At 70.0% G+C, this 18492-nt stretch carries 16 protein-coding genes, 1 other RNA gene and 1 pseudogene; 10 read left to right on the top strand and 8 right to left on the bottom strand.

Translation table 11 applies throughout. The annotated features are described in order from the left end of the window. Window positions 1–67: 67 nt before the first annotated feature. Window positions 68–1006 (top strand): 3-oxoacyl-ACP reductase, encoded by a 939-nt coding sequence (locus ACIA8X_RS32345; protein WP_399459759.1) that lies wholly within the window; start codon window positions 68–70, stop codon window positions 1004–1006. 101 nt (window positions 1007–1107) lie between these two features. On the opposite strand, the gene ACIA8X_RS32350 is transcribed toward ACIA8X_RS32345, so the two are convergent. Next, a complete protein-coding gene (locus tag ACIA8X_RS32350; RefSeq protein ID WP_393441988.1) occupies window positions 1108–1272 on the bottom strand; it encodes a hypothetical protein in 165 nt (54 codons plus the stop codon). Window positions 1273–1367: 95 nt separating this feature from the next. Beyond that, window positions 1368–2558 (bottom strand): hypothetical protein, encoded by a 1191-nt coding sequence (locus ACIA8X_RS32355; protein WP_399459760.1) that lies wholly within the window; start codon window positions 2556–2558, stop codon window positions 1368–1370. Between the two features lie 233 nt (window positions 2559–2791). On the opposite strand from ACIA8X_RS32355, the gene ACIA8X_RS32360 reads away from it, so the two are divergent. From ACIA8X_RS32360 to ACIA8X_RS32370, 3 genes are read left to right on the top strand one after another with little or no spacing between them, the layout of a single operon-like run. Further along, a complete protein-coding gene (locus ACIA8X_RS32360; RefSeq protein WP_393441992.1) occupies window positions 2792–3649 on the top strand; it encodes a Nif3-like dinuclear metal center hexameric protein in 858 nt (285 codons plus the stop codon). After that, entirely contained in the window at window positions 3646–4389 is a 744-nt protein-coding gene (locus tag ACIA8X_RS32365; protein ID WP_393443211.1) for a zinc ribbon domain-containing protein, read from the top strand. The genes ACIA8X_RS32360 and ACIA8X_RS32365 overlap by 4 nt, the downstream gene beginning before the upstream one ends. A gap of 11 nt (window positions 4390–4400) precedes the next feature. Continuing rightward, window positions 4401–5693, top strand: coding sequence for a bifunctional RNase H/acid phosphatase (locus tag ACIA8X_RS32370; protein ID WP_399459761.1), 1293 nt, complete (start codon window positions 4401–4403; stop codon window positions 5691–5693). Here the strand turns inward: ACIA8X_RS32370 and ACIA8X_RS32375 are convergent. From ACIA8X_RS32375 to ACIA8X_RS32390, 4 genes are all read right to left on the bottom strand, one after another. Continuing rightward, window positions 5676–6326, bottom strand: coding sequence for a bifunctional 4-hydroxy-2-oxoglutarate aldolase/2-dehydro-3-deoxy-phosphogluconate aldolase (locus ACIA8X_RS32375; RefSeq protein WP_399459762.1), 651 nt, complete (start codon window positions 6324–6326; stop codon window positions 5676–5678). The genes ACIA8X_RS32370 and ACIA8X_RS32375 overlap by 18 nt on opposite strands. A 72-nt stretch (window positions 6327–6398) precedes the next feature. Then, a complete protein-coding gene (yaaA, locus tag ACIA8X_RS32380) occupies window positions 6399–7181 on the bottom strand; it encodes a peroxide stress protein YaaA (RefSeq protein ID WP_399459763.1) in 783 nt (260 codons plus the stop codon). Between the two features lie 61 nt (window positions 7182–7242). Continuing rightward, the gene (locus ACIA8X_RS32385; protein ID WP_399459848.1) at window positions 7243–7845 is read right to left on the bottom strand and encodes a hypothetical protein; all 603 of its coding nucleotides are present in this window, start codon (window positions 7843–7845) and stop codon (window positions 7243–7245) included. Further along, window positions 7845–8603, bottom strand: coding sequence for a MerR family transcriptional regulator (locus ACIA8X_RS32390; protein WP_393442001.1), 759 nt, complete (start codon window positions 8601–8603; stop codon window positions 7845–7847). The genes ACIA8X_RS32385 and ACIA8X_RS32390 overlap by 1 nt, the downstream gene beginning before the upstream one ends. A gap of 172 nt (window positions 8604–8775) precedes the next feature. On the opposite strand from ACIA8X_RS32390, the gene ACIA8X_RS32395 reads away from it, so the two are divergent. The 4 genes and pseudogenes from ACIA8X_RS32395 (at window position 8776) to rnpB (ending at window position 11528) form a co-directional block, all read left to right on the top strand. Continuing rightward, a complete protein-coding gene (locus ACIA8X_RS32395) occupies window positions 8776–9345 on the top strand; it encodes a Uma2 family endonuclease (RefSeq protein WP_399459849.1) in 570 nt (189 codons plus the stop codon). Window positions 9346–9388: 43 nt separating this feature from the next. Continuing rightward, the gene (locus tag ACIA8X_RS32400; RefSeq protein ID WP_393442002.1) at window positions 9389–10213 is read left to right on the top strand and encodes a helix-turn-helix domain-containing protein; all 825 of its coding nucleotides are present in this window, start codon (window positions 9389–9391) and stop codon (window positions 10211–10213) included. Window positions 10214–10232: 19 nt separating this feature from the next. Further along, window positions 10233–11012 (top strand): annotated as a pseudogene (locus ACIA8X_RS32405) (DMT family transporter); the annotation flags it as partial. A 103-nt stretch (window positions 11013–11115) separates the two neighbouring features. Continuing rightward, an RNA gene (gene rnpB / locus ACIA8X_RS32410) (RNase P RNA component class A) lies at window positions 11116–11528 on the top strand. 372 nt (window positions 11529–11900) lie between these two features. Here rnpB and ACIA8X_RS32415 read toward each other — a convergent pair. Together ACIA8X_RS32415 and brxD are read right to left on the bottom strand one after the other, a co-directional pair. Then, on the bottom strand, window positions 11901–14021 hold the full coding sequence (locus tag ACIA8X_RS32415) for a DEAD/DEAH box helicase (RefSeq protein WP_399459850.1): 2121 nt from the start codon (window positions 14019–14021) through the stop codon (window positions 11901–11903). Between the two features lie 5 nt (window positions 14022–14026). Next, on the bottom strand, window positions 14027–15364 hold the full coding sequence (brxD, locus tag ACIA8X_RS32420; RefSeq protein ID WP_399459764.1) for a BREX system ATP-binding protein BrxD: 1338 nt from the start codon (window positions 15362–15364) through the stop codon (window positions 14027–14029). A gap of 238 nt (window positions 15365–15602) precedes the next feature. Between brxD and ACIA8X_RS32425 the strand changes: the two genes are divergently transcribed. Continuing rightward, window positions 15603–17411, top strand: coding sequence for a DUF262 domain-containing protein (locus tag ACIA8X_RS32425; RefSeq protein ID WP_399459765.1), 1809 nt, complete (start codon window positions 15603–15605; stop codon window positions 17409–17411). Between the two features lie 67 nt (window positions 17412–17478). Further along, complete coding sequence (locus ACIA8X_RS32430) at window positions 17479–18471, top strand: CBS domain-containing protein (protein WP_399459767.1); 993 nt, start codon at window positions 17479–17481, stop codon at window positions 18469–18471. The last annotated feature ends 21 nt before the right edge of the window (window positions 18472–18492 follow it).

Below are 18492 nucleotides of genomic sequence, written 5' to 3' on the forward strand. Positions count from 1 at the left end.
TACGTGCATCGAGATCTGACGTCCTACGTGCTTGAGATCTGACGTCACCGGTTGCGAAAGGACACGGATGTCACTGCCACTTGAGGGTCTGTCCGCCATCGTCACCGGCGCCGGGCGCGGTCTCGGCCGGGCCGAGGCGCTGGAGCTGGCCCGGCTCGGCGCGGCCGTCGTCGTCAACGACTACGGCCGGCCCGGACGAGACGGTTCCGGCGAGGCCTCCGCCGGGCCCGCCGAGGAGGTGGCCGCCGAGATCCGCGCGGCGGGCGGCCGGGCGCTGGCGCACACCGGGGACGTCGCCGACTTCCCACAGGCCCGCGCGCTGGTCGAGCTGGCGGTCACCGAATTCGGCAAGCTGGACATCCTCGTCAACAACGCGGGCATCCTGCGCGACCGCATGGTCTTCTCCATGGCGGAGGAGGAGTGGGACTCGGTCATCCGGGTCCACCTCAAGGGCCACTTCAACACCACCCGCTTCGCCGCCGTGCACTGGCGCGAGCGGTCGAAGGCGGCGGGCGGGCCGGTGTACGGGCGCGTGGTGAACACGTCCTCGGAGGCGTTCCTCGCCGGATCCGCAGGGCAGCCCAACTACGCGGCGGCGAAAGGCGGAATCGTCGGGCTCACCACCTCCACGGCCCTCGCACTCGCCAAATACGGCGTGACCGCGAACGCCATCTGCCCACGCGCCCGGACCCGTATGACCGAGGACGTCTTCGCGGGCCTCGAACGCCCGGAGGACGGCCTCGACCCCCTCGCCCCCGAGCATGTCGCCCCACTCGTCGGCTACTTGGCCGCACCGGCCGCCGCCGGGATCAACGGCCAGCTGCTCGTCGTGCACGGCGGCATGGTGGCGATCGTCGAACGGCCGCGGGTGGCGGCCAAGTTCGACAGCAAGCAGGAGACGTTCACCTACGACGAGCTGGACGCGCTGCTGACCCCGCACTACGCGGACCTGCCGACGGGGGAGACGTTCGGGGCGGTGGAGGTCCTGGGGCTGAAGCGGGGGTAGCGCCCCCGGCACCCGCTCGGCACCTCCTCGGCGCCCCGGCACGGGAACGGCCCCGCTCCTCAAGGAGGAACAGGGCCGTATGCCGTTGCTCGCGCGCGGCGTCAGGCCGCCGTCTCGTTCTCCTCGACCGGCTTGCGGTGACGGCCACGGGGGGCCGCCTCGCTGTCCTGGACCGAGACCTGGCCTCGATGCCTGCCGTGACCGGAGACCTTCTGAACGTCGTGAACGTCGGCCGGCCCCGGCTGGGTCGTGCTGGCGTTGCTCATCGGAAAACTCACCCCGTCAACATGATCTTTCTTACAGCCGGGCGAGTTTAACCGGCCGACCATGGGCCGAATCCAGACGGCCACGCCAACCGCCACTACTTCGTTACAAGACCGCCCAACGGAGCTTGCTGCAAAGGCACAGGACGCGCCGCGACGGGATCCGGAACCTCCGTCACGGGATCCGGAACATCCGTGGGCGACGGCTCCGGTCCGGCATCCGCCACCGCCGATGTCGCCTCCTCGGGGGCCTCCTCCGGGGGCAGCATCCCCGCTTCCACCCGAGCTACCCCGCACCTCACCTCCCTTGTGGCATACGGCAGTTGCAGCATCCCCTCCCGCGTCCACCACCCGGCTCCCGCCAACCAGCCTTCGGGCGCCGCAAGTTGACGTACCCGCCGCTCGACGGGCCGCCACACCCCCACCCAACTCCCGACCGGCCCGTCGACGCGCAGCGCCACCCCGCAGCTCTCCGGCGTCAGCACCTGCCCCGGCTGGATCGCGAACGGCGTCACCGCGCACTCGGCCAGCCGCAGGCACTCCGGGAAGCGCACCGGCAGCGTGCTGCCCAGCACTCCCCAGCCCAACCGTTCCTGCCCGGGGGAGGGCGCGTCGGAGCGGATCAGCAGCAGCCCGCTGTCCGGGTCGGCGAGCAGCAGCCGGTCGTCGCTGCCGTCCGCGATCTGCAGCAGCGGCGACACCTCGCCGCCCCGCCCGAGGTCGACCACGACGGCCTTCGTACGGCCCCCGGACTCCCGGTCGAGCGCCAGCATCCGCCCGACCCGGTCCAGCCACGCCCCGCCCGAGCAGCGCCCCGGGACCTCCGCGACCTGCTCGGGCCCGAAGGCACCCCCTGCCACCAGCCACACCGCGCTGGACCGCCGGCCCACCGCGAGGGCGTACGCATGGTCGCCGCCCGGCGCGGGCGGCAGCATCCGCAGCCGGGCCCCCTCCTCCGGGCACTGGACGGCGCCCAGCAGCAGCTCACCCGTGCCGGGTCCGGTCGGGTACAGCAGCGAGAACACATGCCGTCCGTCGGTGGGGCGGCGGATGAGGACCCGCCCGTCGCCCATGGGCTGCACCTCGGTGCCGGGCTCCTCCGGCTGGTGGGCGGGCAGCGGCACGGCGTAGGGCTCGGGGCCGTCCAGGGTCCAGCGCTCCGGGAACCAGCAGCCGCCGTCCAGGGCGAGGCGGGCGGCGTAGGAACCGTCCGTCGTGATGGCGCATTCCGCCCGAGGCGCGTCGCCGTCCTCGTGCTCCGCCGCGGGCTCGATCGCACAGGCAGTCATGGTCCGGTCACCTCCGGTCACGAAGCTAGTTTTCGCACGCACAGGCGTGGGATCGGGAGCTTTCCCTTCACACAAAGGGATGGCCGAGGAACGATTCGCCTGAGGAAACGGGGGCGGTTGTGCTGGGCGGAGCGGCGGCGGCCCGGGGTGGCCGGAGATGACCGGGGGAGGGGCGCATCCACCGCTTCCGTCACCGGTACAGCCGTACGGAACAGCCAGGTAGCCTGTCCTTCGTGCCCCGTCTGTCAGAAGTCATCACCGCGCTGGAGAACCTCTGGCCCGCCGAGCGCGCCGAGTCCTGGGACGCGGTCGGCACCGTCGTGGGCGACCCCGACCAGGAGGTCTCGCGGGTCCTGTTCGCCGTCGACCCGGTCCAGGAGATCGTGGACGAGGCGGTGAAGCTGGGCGCCGACCTGCTGGTCACCCACCACCCGCTCTATCTGCGCGGTACGACGACGGTCGCGGCCTCCACCTTCAAGGGCCGGGTCGTGCACACGCTGATCAAGAACGACATCGCGCTGCACGTGGCGCACACCAACGCCGACACGGCCGACCCCGGAGTCAGCGACGCGCTGGCCGGTGCGCTGGACCTCCGTGTCGTACGGCCGCTCGTGCCCGACGCGAGTGATCCGGAGGGCCGGAGGGGTCTGGGCCGTATCTGCGAGCTGGACCACCCCCTGACCGTCCGCGAACTCGCCGCCCGAGCCGCCGAGCGCCTCCCCGCCACCGCGCAGGGCATCCGCGTGGCCGGCGACCCCGAGGCGACGGTCCGTACGATCGCCGTGAGCGGCGGCTCCGGCGACAGCCTCTTCGACCAGGTACGGGCCGCCGGCGTCGACGTCTTCCTCACCGCGGACCTCCGCCACCACCCGGTATCCGAGGCCGTGGCCCAAAGTCCTCTCGCGCTGCTCGACGCGGCGCACTGGGCCACCGAATGGCCCTGGTGCGAGCTGGCCGCCGCCCAGCTCGACGAGATCTCCGACCGCCATGGATGGGGCCTGCGGGTCCACGTCTCGAAGACGGTCACCGACCCCTGGACCGCCCACGCGGCGTCCAACCCGCCCACTAGCACCACGGGAGCCCCCAACTGAACGCCGCGCCGGCCGACCAGATCCGACTCCTCGACGTCCAGGCCCTCGACGTCCGCCTCCAGCAGCTCACGCACAAGCGGAAGTCCCTGCCCGAGCACGCCGAGATCGAGTCGCTGTCCAAGGACCACACCCAGCTGCGCGACCTGCTCGTCGCCGCGCAGACCGAGGAGAGCGACACCGCCCGCGAGCAGACCAAGGCCGAGCAGGACGTGGACCAGGTGCGCCAGCGCGCCGCCCGCGACCAGCAGCGCCTGGACTCCGGCGCCGTCACCTCCCCGAAGGACCTGGAGAACCTCCAGCACGAGATCGCCTCCCTCGCCAAGCGGCAGGGCGACCTGGAGGACATCGTCCTGGAGGTCATGGAGCGCCGCGAGTCCGCGCAGGAGCGGGTCGCCGAGCTGACCGAGCGGGTCGGTGCCGTCCAGGGGAAGGTCGACGACGCGACCGCCCGCCGGGACGCCGCGTTCGAGGAGATCGACGGCGAGGTGGCGACGGTCACGAAGGAGCGCGAGGTCATGGCGGGGTCGGTGCCCGCGGACCTGCTGAAGCTCTACGAGAAGCTGCGCCTGCAGCAGGGCGGCATCGGCGCGGCCAAGCTGTACCAGCGCACCTGCCAGGGCTGCCGCCAGGAGCTCGCCATCACCGAGCTGAGCGAGGTCCGCGCGGCCGCGCCGGACACGGTCCTGCGGTGCGAGAACTGCCGCCGCATCCTGGTGCGTACGGCCGAGTCCGGCCTCTAGGAGCCTGTGCCGTGCGGGAGTTCATCGTCGAGGCCGACGGCGGGTCGCGGGGCAACCCGGGGCCCGCGGGCTACGGATCGGTCGTGCTGGACGCGGCGACGGGGGAGACCCTCGTGGAGGCCGCCGAGTACATCGGCGTCGCCACGAACAACGTCGCCGAGTACCGCGGCCTGCTGGCCGGCCTGCGCGCGGCGCACGAACTGGACCCGTCCGCCCGGGTCCACGTCCGCATGGACTCCAAGCTCGTCATCGAGCAGATGTCGGGCCGCTGGAAGATCAAGCACCCGGACATGAAGCCGCTGGCGTTCGAGGCGGCTCGGATTCTGCCGCCCACGCAGGTGACGTACGAGTGGATCCCCCGGGAGCAGAACAAGCACGCGGACCGGCTGGCCAACGAGGCGATGGATGCCGGGAAGCGCGGCGAGCAGTGGTCGGCGGCGGCTTCCACGGCGGAGCTGGCGGCGGCCGACGCCAGGGCGGCGCGGGCCGCGAAGGCGGCCGCCGGTCCTGAGCCGTCGGGCCCGCCCGGAGACGCCGCCGCGGGCGCGTCGCGAGCGCGTGCGGCGCTGCGTGGAGCGGCGGAGTCCCCCGGCGGCGGAGCCGCGAAGGCCGACGCCGATGTCAGGGCCGCCCGTACCGTGGCCGCGCCCTCGGCCGGCTGGGCTCCCGCCGACATGGGGGCGCCGGCCACCTTCGTGCTGCTGCGGCACGGGGAGACGCCCCTCACCCCCCAGAAGCGGTTCTCCGGCAGTGGCGGTACCGATCCGTCCCTCTCCGACGTCGGCCGGGAGCAGGCCGAGCGCGTCGGTGCCGCCCTTGCCCGGCGCGGCACCATCCAGGCCGTCATCGCGTCGCCGCTCACCCGTACCCGGGAGACCGCCGGTATCGTCGCCGCCCACCTCGGCCTCGACGTGAGCATCGACGACGGCCTGCGCGAGACCGACTTCGGCGCCTGGGAGGGGCTCACCTTCGGCGAGGTCCGCGAGCGCTATCCGGACGACCTCAACGCCTGGCTGGCCGACCCGGAGGCCCGTCCCACCGGCGACGGCGAGAGTTTCGCGGCGACGGCGACCCGTATCGCCGCCACCCGGGACAAGCTGGTCGCGGCCCACACCGGCCGTACGGTTCTCCTCGTCACGCACGTCACCCCGATCAAGACGTTCGTGCGCCTCGCCCTGGGCGCCCCGCCCGAGTCCCTGTTCCGCATGGAACTCTCGGCGGCCTCCCTCTCGGCGGTGGCGTACTACGCCGACGGCAACGCGAGCGTGCGGCTCTTCAACGACACGTCACACCTGCGCGCCTGAGCCGTTCCGCAGCCGGGCGGCCTCCCGGGCCAGCTGCTCGACCCGGGCCCAGTCCCGCGCGGCGATCGCATCCGCCGGAAGCATCCAAGTGCCGCCCACACAGCCGACGTTGGGCAGGGCCAGATACTCCGGCGCGTTGCCCGGCCCGATTCCCCCCGTGGGGCAGAACCGCGCCTGCGGCAACGGCCCGGCGAGCGACTGCAGATACGCCGTACCGCCCGCGGCCTGCGCCGGGAAGAACTTCATCTCCGTCACGCCCCGCTCCAGCAGCCCCACGACCTCCGACGTGGTCGACACCCCCGGCAGGAACGGCACCCCGGACACCCGCATCGCCTCCAGCAGTACGTCCGTCCAGCCCGGGCTGACCAGGAACCGCGCCCCGGCCGTCACCGACGCCGTCACCTGCTCCGGCGTGATGACCGTGCCCGCGCCCACCACGGCCTCGGGCACCTCGGCGGCGATCGCCCGGATCGTGTCCAGCGCCGTCGGCGTCCGCAGCGTCACCTCGATCGCGGGGAGCCCGCCGGTGACGAGCGCCCGCGCCAGCGGTACGGCGTCGGAGGCGTCCTCGATGACGACGACGGGCACGACGGGCGCGAGATCCAGCACGGAGGCGGGCAGCGGAGAGGTCATGGCCTCATCCTGCCCTGCGGTGAACAGCATGCGCAAAGGTCGTTGCGCATGCTGCAATGCTTCGGTGGAGCGTCAGTGGATCTCCGCCACCAGCACATCCAGCGTCCACGCCTTCCCGGCCTTCGCGGGCGCCTCCACCTCCACCTCGTACCCGAGGTCCCGCAGCGCCTCCACCAGCTCGGCCGGGCCCTTCGGCGCGATCCCCGCCGTCAGCAGACTCCGTACGATCCGCCCCTTCGTCGCCTTGTTGAAGTGGCTGACGACCTTCCGGGTCGGCGCGTGCAGCACCCGTACCGTCGCCGTCCGGTCGGCCACCTCGCCCTTCGGCTTCCACGCCGCCGCGTACGCCGACGACCGCAGATCCAGCACAAGACCGTCCCCGGCCACCTCCGGCAGCACCTCGGCCATCGGCGCCCGCCAGTGCGCGCCGAGCGCGCCGAGGCCCGGAAGCCTGACGCCCATCGAGCAACGGTAGGAGGGGATGCGGTCGTTGACGCGCACCGCACCCCACAGTCCCGAGAAGACGAGCAGCGACCGGGTCGCCCGCTTCTTCGCCGCGGCGTCCAAAGACGCCAGGTCGAGGGCGTCGTACAGCACGCCCGTGTAGATCTCCCCGGCCGGCCGCGCGCCCGCCGTCCGCAGCTCGGCGTTCTTGGCGACCTCGCCCCGAAGGCCCTCGCTCAGCCCGAGTACCTCGCGCGCCTTGTCCTCGTCGCCCGCACACAGCTCGACGAGCTCGTCGAGGACGGCCGCGCGGGCGTCGCCCAGCCCCGGCAGCGACAGCGGCTCCAGCTTCAGCGGGGCGCCGCGGCCGGAGGATGCCTTTCCTTCGGAGGGAGGCAGCAGGACAAGCACGGGTGATCTCCTTCGGTTGCACTCTGCGACAGCGTACGGCGTGCCACCGCAGGCCCCGCTCCTACGCAAGCCGCTCCGGCTGCGGCGATGGCGCGGTTCGAGCCTGCTTGATCGCCTGTACGAGGTCGGTGGCGTCGTCGGCGTGCAGGCGCACGAGCCGGATGTCCCGTCGGCGGCCCAGGAAGGTGAAGTGGGCGACGGGCTCGGTGAGTTCGAGCGTCACGGTCGTCTGCGCGCCGATGGCGAGGTTGAGCTCCCCGTCGGCCCGCTCATGGGTGGTGCGCAACTCGCGCCGCACATGCGCGATCTTCTCCAGCGGTATGCGCAGATCGACGTGCGCGGCACGCCGGACGCGCAGGGAACCGGCGTCGAGTACGTGGGGACGTACGACGGAGGCCGCGTGCATCCCGATAATGATCAGGAGGGTGTACATGTCCAGCATGAACCACGCCCGTTGCACGGCCGGGTGGTTCCGCAGCAGCACGGACATCATGATCGACTCGATCACGATCACGAATCCGAATCCCAGCATCATCGTGCCCTGCCCGCGCGCGTACCCGAAGGCGGTGCCGCCACCGAGCCCGTGCCGGCGCCGGGCGGCCCACAGCCAGAGACTGACGACGAGCCGCAGCTCGTGCCGGACCAGGACGAGTGCGGTGCGCATCACGGTCCGTCCCCTTCCATGAGCAGGTGCAGGGTACGGCGGATCGCCTCGGCCTGTGCCGGGGCGAAGTCGGCGTAGAACGCGCGCAGGAAGCTGTTGTCGGGGTCGACCTCCACCGGCTCCGGGAGCAGGTCCGGGGGCAGACAGTCGGCCAGGGCGCGGGCCGCCTCGTCGACGCGCGGGTCGCCGGGGTCGGCGTCGGCGAGTGCGTCGAGCAGGGCGTAGGCGGCGAGGGCCCGCTCCTTGCCGCCCGGCCGGGCGAGCGCGTCGCCCAGCGCGTTCATGAGCTGCTCCCGGCCCTCGGGACCCGCCGTCGTCTCGATCAGCGCGAGCATCTCGCGGTCCTTGGCGGCCATGGGGGACTCGGAGAGATGGCCCATGTCCCGGAAGAGCGCGGCCAGTTCGGGCGAGACGGGCCCCTCGGCGGGCAGCCCGCCCTCCGACTCCAGCAACGCCCGCAGCCGCGCCCGCCGCTCCCGGATCGCCGCCTCCTGCCGGGCGAGATCCTCGTCGAGCTCGCCGAGCACCTCCACGAGATCCTTCCCGGCGTCCTCGGCCAGCACGTCCCGCACCTCCGCGAGCCCCAGCCCCAGCTCGGTCAGCCGCCGGATGCGCGCCAGCACGACGGCATGCCGCAATGTGTACTCCCGGTACCCGTTCGGCCGCCGCTCCGGCTCGGGCAGCAGCCCCTGATGGTGGTAGTGCCGCACCGTGCGCGTGGTGACGCCGACGGCGGCGGCGAGTTCTCCGATCCGCATGGGATCAGTAGAAACGTTGACGTTGCGGCAGGGTCAAGTGAACGGCTCGGCGCCTGACGACGGTCGTGCTGGTGTGCCACGATCGAGGGAACGGTTCCCGATCTCTCGGACAGGTGATCTTCCGATGTCCCAGTCTGGCGAGCGACCGAAGGAGGGGCGTGACGTGACTGCCATGGCCCATGAGCCGCTCACGCAGGAAGAGGTCCTGCTGGAGGGCTTTCTCGCCCTGGACACCCCGGAGGGATTCCGGGCCGAGCTGATCGAGGGGGAGATCGTTGTGACGCCGCCGCCGGACGGGGATCACGAGGATTACATCGAGCTGATCGTGAACCAGGTGTACAGACGATCCCGAACCGACGTGCAGTTCTCCGGGAACAAGGGACTGAAACTGCAGAGCGGAGGCGGATGCCCGAAGGACCACGTAATCCCGGACGGCACCTTCGCGCCCAGGAAGCTGCGCCTCTACAGGGGCGCCGAATCCTGGATGCCATGCGACGGCGTCGCCATGGTGCTTGAGGTGACATCCACCAAGCCCAAGGCCGACCGCGAGGCCAAGCGTCGGTGCTACGCCCGCGGCGGCATCCCGCTCTACCTGCTCGTCGACCGCGAAGCCTCCTCGATCACGCTGTTCAGCGATCCCGAGAAGGACGACTATCGCGAGCACCGCACCCGCCCCTTGGGCAAGCCGCTCAGTCTTCCGGAGCCTTTCGGTTTCGAGCTGGACACGGCGGACTTTCTCTGACGCTCCCGGTGTTGCGCCTCCAGGACTGCGAGAGGGGCGCGAAGTGGGTGAACAGGCGCTGTGGACCAGGGCCCGGCTCGGCCGGGGCGGGCCCCCGCTCGATCTGCTGACCGCCCGCTTCGACCGGCACGTCTACGCCCCGCACGCCCACGACGAGTTCACGATCGGAGTGTGCGTCGGCGGCAGCGAGATCATCGACTACCGAGGCGGCCGCATCCGTCCTGTCCCGGGCTCGATCGTCGTACTGGCACCGGGCGAGATGCACACAGGCGGTCCGGACACGTCCGGCGGTTATGCCTACCGAGCCCTATACGCCGAGACGTCGCTGTTGACGGACGGCGCCCTGGGCACCGCCGCCCCGCACTTCCGCGATCCCCTCCTCGACGACCCCGAACTGTCCACCGCGCTGCGCATCACGCACGCCGAACTCGCCGCCTGCCCCGACCCGCTGGAGGCGGAGTCCCGTATCCCCTGGCTCCTGACCGCCCTGGCCCGCCGCCACTCCACGGCCCGCGCGGCGGACGACTCCGTGCCCGGCGCCGACCACATAGCGCGGACGGTCCGCGACCGCCTCGCCGACGAGCTCACGTCCCCGCCCTCGCTCGCGGCCCTGGCCACCGACCTGGGCCTGTCCCGCTACCAGCTCCTGCGTGCCTTCCGCACGACGATGGGGATACCGCCGTACGCCTGGCTGGCCCAGTACCGGGTGACCCGGGCGCGCGGCCTGCTGGAGTCCGGCCTGCGTCCGGCCGAGGTCGCCGGCCTGGTGGGCTTCGCGGACCAGGCGCACCTCACCCGCTGGTTCCGGCGGGTGCTCGGGGTGACACCGGCGGCGTACCGCAACAGCGTTCAAGACACCGGGGCCTGACCCGGCCGAGACTCGCCGCATGACTGCACGCGGCTGGTTTCTGTTCGCCCTGATGAGCGTGGTCTGGGGCATCCCGTATCTGATGATCAAGGTGGCGGTGGAGACGGTCTCGCCGTCGGTGGTGGTGTTCACGCGATGCGCGCTGGCCGCCGCGCTGCTGCTCCCGTTCGCGATCCGGCAGGGCGGCCTGCCCCGGACGATACGACGCCACTGGCGCCCGATGCTGGCCTTCGCGTGCATCGAGATCATCGGCCCCTGGTGGACCCTGACCGACGCCGAGCGCCACCTCTCCAGCTCCACGGCCGGCCTGCTGATCGCGGGCGTCCCGATAGTCGGCGTCGCCCTGGCCCGTTTCTTCGGCGCCACGGAACACCTGGGCATCCGCCGCCTGACCGGCCTCACCCTGGGCCTGGCCGGCGTGGCGACCCTCACGGTCCCGCACCTGACGGGCGGCGACGCCCGCTCGCTGGCGGAGGTGCTGCTGACGGTGCTGGGCTACGCGACGGCTCCGCTGATAGCGGCGCGGTGGCTGCGAGACGTGCCGTCCCTCCACCTCACGGCGGCCTGCCTGACCCTGGCGGCGCTGGTCTACGCCCCCGCGGCGGCGCTGACCCGGCCGTCTTCGATGCCGTCGACCGAGGTCCTGACGGCGCTGGCCGGTCTGGGCGTGATCTGCACCGCGGTCGCCTTCGTGGCCTTCCTGGAGCTGATCAAGGAGGTGGGGCCGACGCGGGCGACGGTCTTCACGTACGTCAACCCGGCGGTCGCGGTGGCGGCGGGGGCTCTGTTCCTGGACGAGCCCCTGACGCCCGGGGTGCTCGCCGCGTTCGCCCTGATCCTCGCCGGATCGGTCCTGGCGACGGCAGCCCCCCGCAGGCCGGTAACATGGTCGACACGGCAGACGAGCCGGGCGGGCGGCCGCGTGGAGTCCCTTCAGGGGCTTCCCGAGGAACGTCCGGGCTCCACAGGGCAGGGTGATGGCTAACGGCCACCCGGGGTGACCCGCGGGACAGTGCCACAGAAAGCAAACCGCCCAGCGCTTCGGCGCTGGGTAAGGGTGAAACGGTGGTGTAAGAGACCACCAGTGCCCAGGGCGACCTGGGCAGCTAGGTAAACCCCACCCGGAGCAAGGTCAAGAGGGGCCGCGTTCTCGAAAGAGGGGCGACTCTGCGCGGACGTTCGAGGGCTGCCCGCCCGAGTCCGCGGGTAGACCGCAGGAGGCCGGCGGCAACGCCGGTCGTAGATGGATGGCCGTCGCCCCAGGGTCCGCGAGGAACCTGGGGAACAGAACCCGGCGTATAGCCCGACTCGTCTGCCTTCTGGGCTCTGACCTGGCCTTATGACCTGGGCGGGACTCTTTCCGTGTTCGGTACTTCCCGCTTCTACCTGCGACTTCCTGGGAGTTCCCGCCCAAGCGTGCACGCGTTGTGGGCACCGTCTGCTCTCGGACGCCAGGTGTACGCCTGTGGGTCGTGATCGGCGCACAAGGGGGTCCGCTGGTCGGGGTGCGCACGACTGTATTCCGGGCAGCGCAAATCCGAACGGCCAGTGGCTACCTGCTGGGCCAGCTTGAGGGTCACAAGCTGTGTGCACATGGTCCCAACGAGCGAGTCTCAGACAGGGGTTGCCTGAACCCATGTTTGGCTCGTACGTGCTGTCGACCTTTGCCTACGCGTCCACGTTTCCATCATCTGGTCGTGAACCTGACCGTCTCGCGGAGCAAGGCGGTGGCACCGTCCAGGTCGGTCAGCCGGGCTGCGAGCGTGGCCTCGGCGAGGCGCGGCGGAAGAGCCACGCTGAACTTCAGTCCTGCCAGCGCACGGAGATCCACCGCCGGGAGGCACAAGTGGTCGGCGGCGTGTGCGGTGGCCTTTCTCCATTCTTGGGGGGTGATGTCCTCGCGCAGCCGGACGTAGGTGTCCGTGGGGCGCTGCAGGGGGTCGGCGACGCTTGAGAGGGTCGCGGCCAGGGTGGCGTTGGTGCGATAGCCCGCCCACGTCCACCACCGCACGTTCGTGTCGTGGCCCCCCCGCATGATGATCGTGCCGTCGCGGTGCACCAACTCAGCGCTCTCATTGCGCACGCGAGCGAGGGCGCTATCGGCACGGCGGGTGAGCCTGACCGGCGGGGTGGCACCGAGCAGGATTTCGCGGGCCGCCTGTGTCAGCTCGTACGACGCGGTGCGGGTCAGGCCGACGCCACCCCAGCGGGCCCGCCCGCCACTCTCCACAGGCTCGACGAAGCAGCGGCGGCGCGACCAGTCGATGTAAGTCACCTGCCAGCTGCGTCCGGCGAGCAGAAGTCGGCGAGGACCGACGACCTCGTCCGTGAGCAGCACGGGGTCTGTGGTGCCGATCTCGGTACGGCCCGAGAGCACAGTGAACTCCGGGGCAGCGGTGAAGACCGCCGTGAGGTCCATGAAGTGCCGGTAGCCGAACCGCTTTTCGGCCTCTGGGCCGATGAACAGCAGTTCGCCGTCCCGGTCCAGATAGCCCTCGTCGACCAGGTGGCGCACGATCGGCTCGGCGGAAGGGCCGAACGGACCGAGGCTTCCCCACCACTCCTGCCACAACCGGTCACCCACCCGGTGCTCCTGGAGGCAGAGCGCCAGCACCTGTTGCGCGGCGATGTGCCGGGGCTCGGGAGGAGCGATGACCGGCTCCACCCAGTCGCGTGACCAGAGCAGTAGAAGTGCCGCCGCGGACAGGAGGCCGGCGTCGTCGGTGGCGAGGAACAGGCAGTTGCGGCTGGATCCGGGTCGTCGACCGGTGCGGCCCAGTCGCTGTAGGAATGAGGCGACGGTGCTTGGTGCATCGATCTGGATGACCCGGTCGAGGTCGCCGACATCGATACCCAGTTCCAGGGTACTGGTGGAGATGATCACACAGTCGCGAGCCTCCGCGAATGCTTCCTCCGCCCGCCGCCTTTCGTCTGCGGACAGCGATGCGTGGGACAGGAAAATGGTCAGGCCCTTCGCCCGCAGCGCCGCGCCGAGTTCCTCGACCTGCTTGCGCGATTCGCAGAAGACCAGCCGCTTCTCGCCCCGGTGCAGTGCCGCGATCACCGTCGCGGCATTGGCCAAGGACCCCACGTAGTCGAGCTGGACGTCCCCGGGCGGGGGCAGTTTCTGGACCTTCTCCTTCAGGTGTGGGGCGACGACATGCGCCGTGTGCTGCCCGGCCTTTGCTCCCTGCAACCAGGTGAGCAGCTCCTCTGGGTTACCCACGGTCGCGGACAGGCCGACCCGCTGCACCGGACGCCCGGCCACCCGCTCCAGCCGTTCCAGCACGGCCAGTAAATGCCATCCCCGGTCGTCGCCCGCGAAAGCGTGCACCTCGTCGACGACGATCGCCCGCAGCCCGGAGAAGAACGCCCGGTGGTCGACGTTTGCGCTGACCAGCATGGCCTCCAGGGACTCGGGAGTGGTCAGCAGCACATCCGGCCGTTCGCGCAGGATGCGCTTGCGGCGGGAGTGCGTGACGTCGCCGTGCCAGAGCGCGGCTGTGCGCCCGAGCCAGGAGGTGTATGTCTCCAGCCGGGGCAACAGGTTGTTGAGCAGCGCTTTCAGCGGACACACGTAGAGGACCGAGGTGCCGTCCCATTTCTCCTGCGCCATCCGGGATAGCAAGGGGAAGCACGCAGCCTCGGTCTTCCCACCCGCGGTGGGGGCGATCAGCACGGCGTCCGCCCCGTCTGTCAGGGGGGTGATCGCCTCTTCCTGGAGGGTCCGCAGGCGGGGCCAGCCCAGAGTGTTCACGACGTGGTGGACCAACCCCGGGTGAAGCAGGTCCATCGGGTCGGGCGCCATGTCGCTCACGGGAGGTCCAGTTCGACGTCATCGGCACTGTCAACCGCCGCGGCGTTGCGCTCGACCTCGGTCAGCTCCGAGGCATTCACCGTGAGCGCGTAGTGCTTGCGCGGATCGAAGTCCTCGAACTGCTCCACTCGGTCGAGGACGTCGCCGACGAGCTTCTTGAGGAACAGGCGAGGCGCTACCCCCACCTTGCCCCCCAGCGCCCCGCCGACGGCCTTGGCCAGGTCGGCGACATATACGTCGTCTGTGATCTCCCTGACTCGCTCGGCCGCCGAAGACCCGGACGCATACAGGTCCCTGATGGTCAGCCCGAGACCGATCAGCGAGTCCAGTGTGAAGCCCGGCAGCCTGAGCTGCACGGCACGAGGGTTGTCGAAGCGCGGATCGGTGGTGAAGTCGGTTGCCAGCCGCTGGGCCAGCGGAGCCAGACGATGCACGCCCTGTCGGCCGTCGTAGAACGCCGGCGTGCCGGTGATCAGCAGATAGAGGCCGGGAAAGCGTCCGGAGTGCACCTCGTCGATGAGCTGGCGCAGCGCGTTCAGCGCCTTGTCACGGGCGTCGGACCGAACCCGTTGCAGGGTTTCCACCTCGTCCAGCACGACGAACAGGCCAGCGTGCCCGGAGTCACGCAGCACGGTGAGCAGTCCCTGCAGGAACCCCAGAGCGCCGAAATGGTCGAGGTCGCCGCGCACCCCGGCGGACCTACGGGCCGCCGCGGCCACATGCGGTTGTCCCCCCAGCCAGCCCATGACTGCCGAGGCGGTGGCCTCGTCTCCCGACTCGAGGGCCGTACGGTATCCCCGCAGCGCCGTTGCGAACGACGGGGCGTGCCGGGACACCTCGGTAAGCCGGGCGGTCATCAGCCGCTCCACCTCTGCGGGCAGGTTCTCCTCGGACGCACCTGCGGCGAGGGCGTCCTCCTCAAGGGCGTAGAACCAGGCGTCAACAACCGGCCGAAGCGCGCTCGGGGGGAATCCGGGCGTGGCCAGCCGCTCGGTGAGGCGGCGGTAGACGGTCTCCAGCTTGTGCAGTGGAGTCTCGGTCTCCGAGACCTGGATCTCGGCGACGGCGAAATTGCGCCGCTTGGCCCGCTCCCCGAGCCACCGCGCGAAGAAGGTCTTGCCCGACCCGTACTCGCCGCGCACGGCCTTGAATACCGACGCGCCCGACGCCACGGCGTCGAGCTCAGCGTTCAGGGCGCTCTCGTACCGGTCAAGGCCGGTGGCCAGCAGGTCGAGCCCGCTCTCAGGAACGGCTCCCCGGCGCAGCGCATCGATCACGTCACGGCGCCGGGCGGCACTGACGGGTCCGTTTCGGCCAGGGCTGTCTGTACTCACCCCGACAGTCTCCCATCGGCTTGAGACCACGAGGGCGCAGGGCGAAACGGGCGGCACCATAGTGCGCTTGGACCGTAGTGCGAATGGACATTCCGGTCGCCTACGGATCGCTGATGCTGGTGCATGGTAGCGGGATCGATGAACGCCTTGACGGCCGCCAACCCCCTTGGTGCAATGGCATGTTCACCGCCGGGAGAGGCGGTGACGCAGCGTTCGGTCCCAGACGGAAAGACACAGCGTGGCACTCGACAGTCTGAAACTCAGCGACGCCCTTGCGGACGTCGCTTCCGGCGCCTTACAGCTCCCCGACTTCCAACGTGAGTGGAAGTGGGACGACGAGCGCATCAGGGCACTCATCGCGACGGTGACACTCGACTATCCGCTCGGGGTGGTGATGGCGCTGCAGACCAATGGCACCTCACCGTTCCGCACTCGGACACTCAAGGGCGCCGAGGACGCGGAGGGCCGGGTGCCCGATCTCCTGCTGCTCGACGGCCAGCAACGGTTGACCTCCCTCTTCCAGGCCCTGCACCGGGATCGCCCGGTGGAGACGGTGGATGCTCGCGGCAAGGAGCTGAGGCGCTGGTACTACGTCGACATCGCCAAGGCCATCGGGCCACCGGCCGAACGCGACGAGGCCATCGTGTCTGTTCCTGAGGACAAGATCCTCAAGACCGGCTTCAACCGCAGGGACCTCATCGACCTGAGTACTGTCGAAGGTGAGTGCGCGGCAGGCTACTTCCCACTCCATTTCGTGTTCGACACTGAGCGAGTGAACGACTGGCACCAGGAGTACGTGAAGGTCGACGTTACGAACTGGGGTCTGTGGGGACAGTTCCAGATGCACGTGCTCAACCGCATGCAGTCGTTCCAGGTACCGATGATCAAGCTCGCGGCCTCTACGACCATGGACGCGGTCTGTGCCGTGTTCGAGCGGGTGAACACCGGTGGTGTGCCGCTCAACGTCTTCGAACTGCTGACGGCCACGTACGCGGGCAACCAGGAGTACGTGGCCCAGCACGGCGACTACTACAAGCTTCCCGACGTCTGGCTGGACATCAAGAAGGGCCTGACGTCGTCGTACCCCGTGTTCGGGCGTATGGAGGCCGGCGTCGAGGACGGGCTCAGCAGCAGTGACTTCCTCCAGGCCGTGGCGCTCGTTCGAACCTGGGAGCGCAAGCGCCAGGAGCCGCGCGCCGCGGTCTCTTGCAAGCGCCGTGACCTGCTGGAACTGCCGCTCGCCGACTTCAGCCTGCTCGCTCCGCGCGTGGCCGAGGCCTTCGAGTGGGTGGGGGCCTTCTTGGAGCGGCAGTGCATCGTGCGCGCCCCGGACCTGCCGTATCGAACCCAGCTCGTACCGCTGGCCGCCGTACGGACGATCCTGGGCGAGGAGACCGAGACAGTGGCGGCCGACGAGCTGTTCACTCAGTGGTACTGGTGCGGTGTGCTCGGCGAGATGTACGGCGGTTCTACGGAAAGCCGCTTCACCCGCGACGTCGAGCAACTCGTCGAACGCCTGCAGGGCAACACCGAAGTAGTTCCCGACACCATCGCCGAGGCGGCATTCCTGGATGACCGGCTGGACACCCTCAGTACCCGCAACAGCGCCGCATATAAGGGCGTTTACGCCCTCCTGGTCAAGCAGGGGGCGGTGGACTGGTACTTCACGGAAGCACCCCTGAACGCCGCGCGCCTCGCCGAGTACAGCGTGGAGGTGCGCCAGATCTTCCCGAAGGCGTGGATCGACAAGAACGACCGGGCCTACAGCAACAGGGCGAACTCGATCATCAACAAGACACCCCTGTCGCTGAGGGCCAGCAAGAGCATGACTGGATCGCCTGCCGGCTACCTCAAGACGCTCGCGCTCGAGTCGGGAATGCGTCCCGAATGGTTCGACGACGTCATCGGCACTCACCTCATCGACCCTGCCGCGCTGCACGCGGGCGATTTCGAGCGGTTCTACGAGAACAGATCCAAGCAGCTGCTGGAGCTGGTCATGTCGGCCATGGGCAAGCGCACCGTCTTCCGTGACGTGAAGGCCGGGTGACGCGGCCGTGCTCCGGACACCCTCCGACGAAGAACTGCTGGCATTCAAAGGCCGGCGCGTTCCTCTCGTGGAACTCCTGACCTGTTTCAACACCCGGTTCCGTAACGACCAAGCCATCCTTCACATCGAGCAGAAGCTGAAGGACGTCGGTCTAGCGACCCTGCCGTATTTCGCGACCTGCAGCAGTCAGTCCGAGATCCACATCGTTGCCCAGGAATCCGCGACAGGGGACCAGAGCGACGGTGCGGACGAGGAGCAGGAGGACGAGGCGGGGTTGCTGCCTGGTGCCATGCCACAGCAGCCCTTCCGGATCGGCGACCTGCCGTGCGCACACGCCGGAGTCGACTCGGTCACGCCTGCCTCGGACCTCACCGAGGCGACGTACATAATGCACACGAAGAACTACTCCCAGGTCCCAGTCCTGGAGGACCAGTACACGGTGGCCGGTGTTGTCACCTGGCGCTCGGTGGCCAAGATGTACGCCACCGGTGCGGAAGCGGCACTGGCCAATGCGATCGTGGAGGACCCGCCGGTCGCGCACGCACACGACGACTTCTTCGCCATGCTCTCCAACGTTTGCGAGCACGGATACGTACTGGTCCGGGCTCACAACGGGCGCATCAGCGGCATCGTCACTGCTGCGGACATCACCCAGCGCTTCGACGCGACTGCATGGCCGTTCTTCGTCGTGGGCGAGATCGAGTTCCGGCTCCGCAAGTGTCTCGGCGCGAAGATGAGTGAGGACGCGATCCGCGCCGTGCAGCAAAACGACAGGAAGACGGGGAAGATCGCGGACCTCATGTTCGGCCAGTACGTGATGCTGCTGGACGGCGATCAGCGCAGCAAACAGGGACACCGCAAAGAGGCGCTGTGCGCCGCGGCCGACCAGAACTGGCAGACCCTGGGCTGGACCGGGGTGAACCGCGTCCAGTTCGTGCACCAGCTCGACCGGGTGCGCAGCATCCGCAACCAGATCGCGCATTTCGATCCGGAGCCGCTGTCGGCGCAGCGGAGCGAAGAGTTGCGCCAGTTCGCGGGGCTGCTGCGTCAGCTCACCTGACGCATGGTGTCGTCGGCCCCA

This window comes from Streptomyces sp. NPDC051738 (genome assembly GCF_044453205.1).
Classification (GTDB): Bacteria; Actinomycetota; Actinomycetes; order Streptomycetales; family Streptomycetaceae; genus Streptomyces.

Excerpts from the sequence above, each read along its gene's own strand:
- ACIA8X_RS32385 (WP_399459848.1), bottom strand. The coding sequence starts at position 7,845 with ATGCGCACCGCACTCGTCCTGGTCCGGCACGAGCTGCGGCTCGTCGTC.
- ACIA8X_RS32375 (WP_399459762.1), bottom strand. The coding sequence starts at position 6,326 with ATGACCTCTCCGCTGCCCGCCTCCGTGCTGGATCTCGCGCCCGTCGTG.
- ACIA8X_RS32415 (WP_399459850.1), bottom strand. The coding sequence starts at position 14,021 with ATGGCGCCCGACCCGATGGACCTGCTTCACCCGGGGTTGGTCCACCAC.
- ACIA8X_RS32395 (WP_399459849.1), top strand. The coding sequence starts at position 8,776 with ATGGCCCATGAGCCGCTCACGCAGGAAGAGGTCCTGCTGGAGGGCTTT.
- ACIA8X_RS32390 (WP_393442001.1), bottom strand. The coding sequence starts at position 8,603 with ATGCGGATCGGAGAACTCGCCGCCGCCGTCGGCGTCACCACGCGCACG.
- ACIA8X_RS32350 (WP_393441988.1), bottom strand. The coding sequence starts at position 1,272 with ATGAGCAACGCCAGCACGACCCAGCCGGGGCCGGCCGACGTTCACGAC.
- ACIA8X_RS32355 (WP_399459760.1), bottom strand. The coding sequence starts at position 2,558 with ATGACTGCCTGTGCGATCGAGCCCGCGGCGGAGCACGAGGACGGCGAC.
- ACIA8X_RS32345 (WP_399459759.1), top strand. The coding sequence starts at position 68 with ATGTCACTGCCACTTGAGGGTCTGTCCGCCATCGTCACCGGCGCCGGG.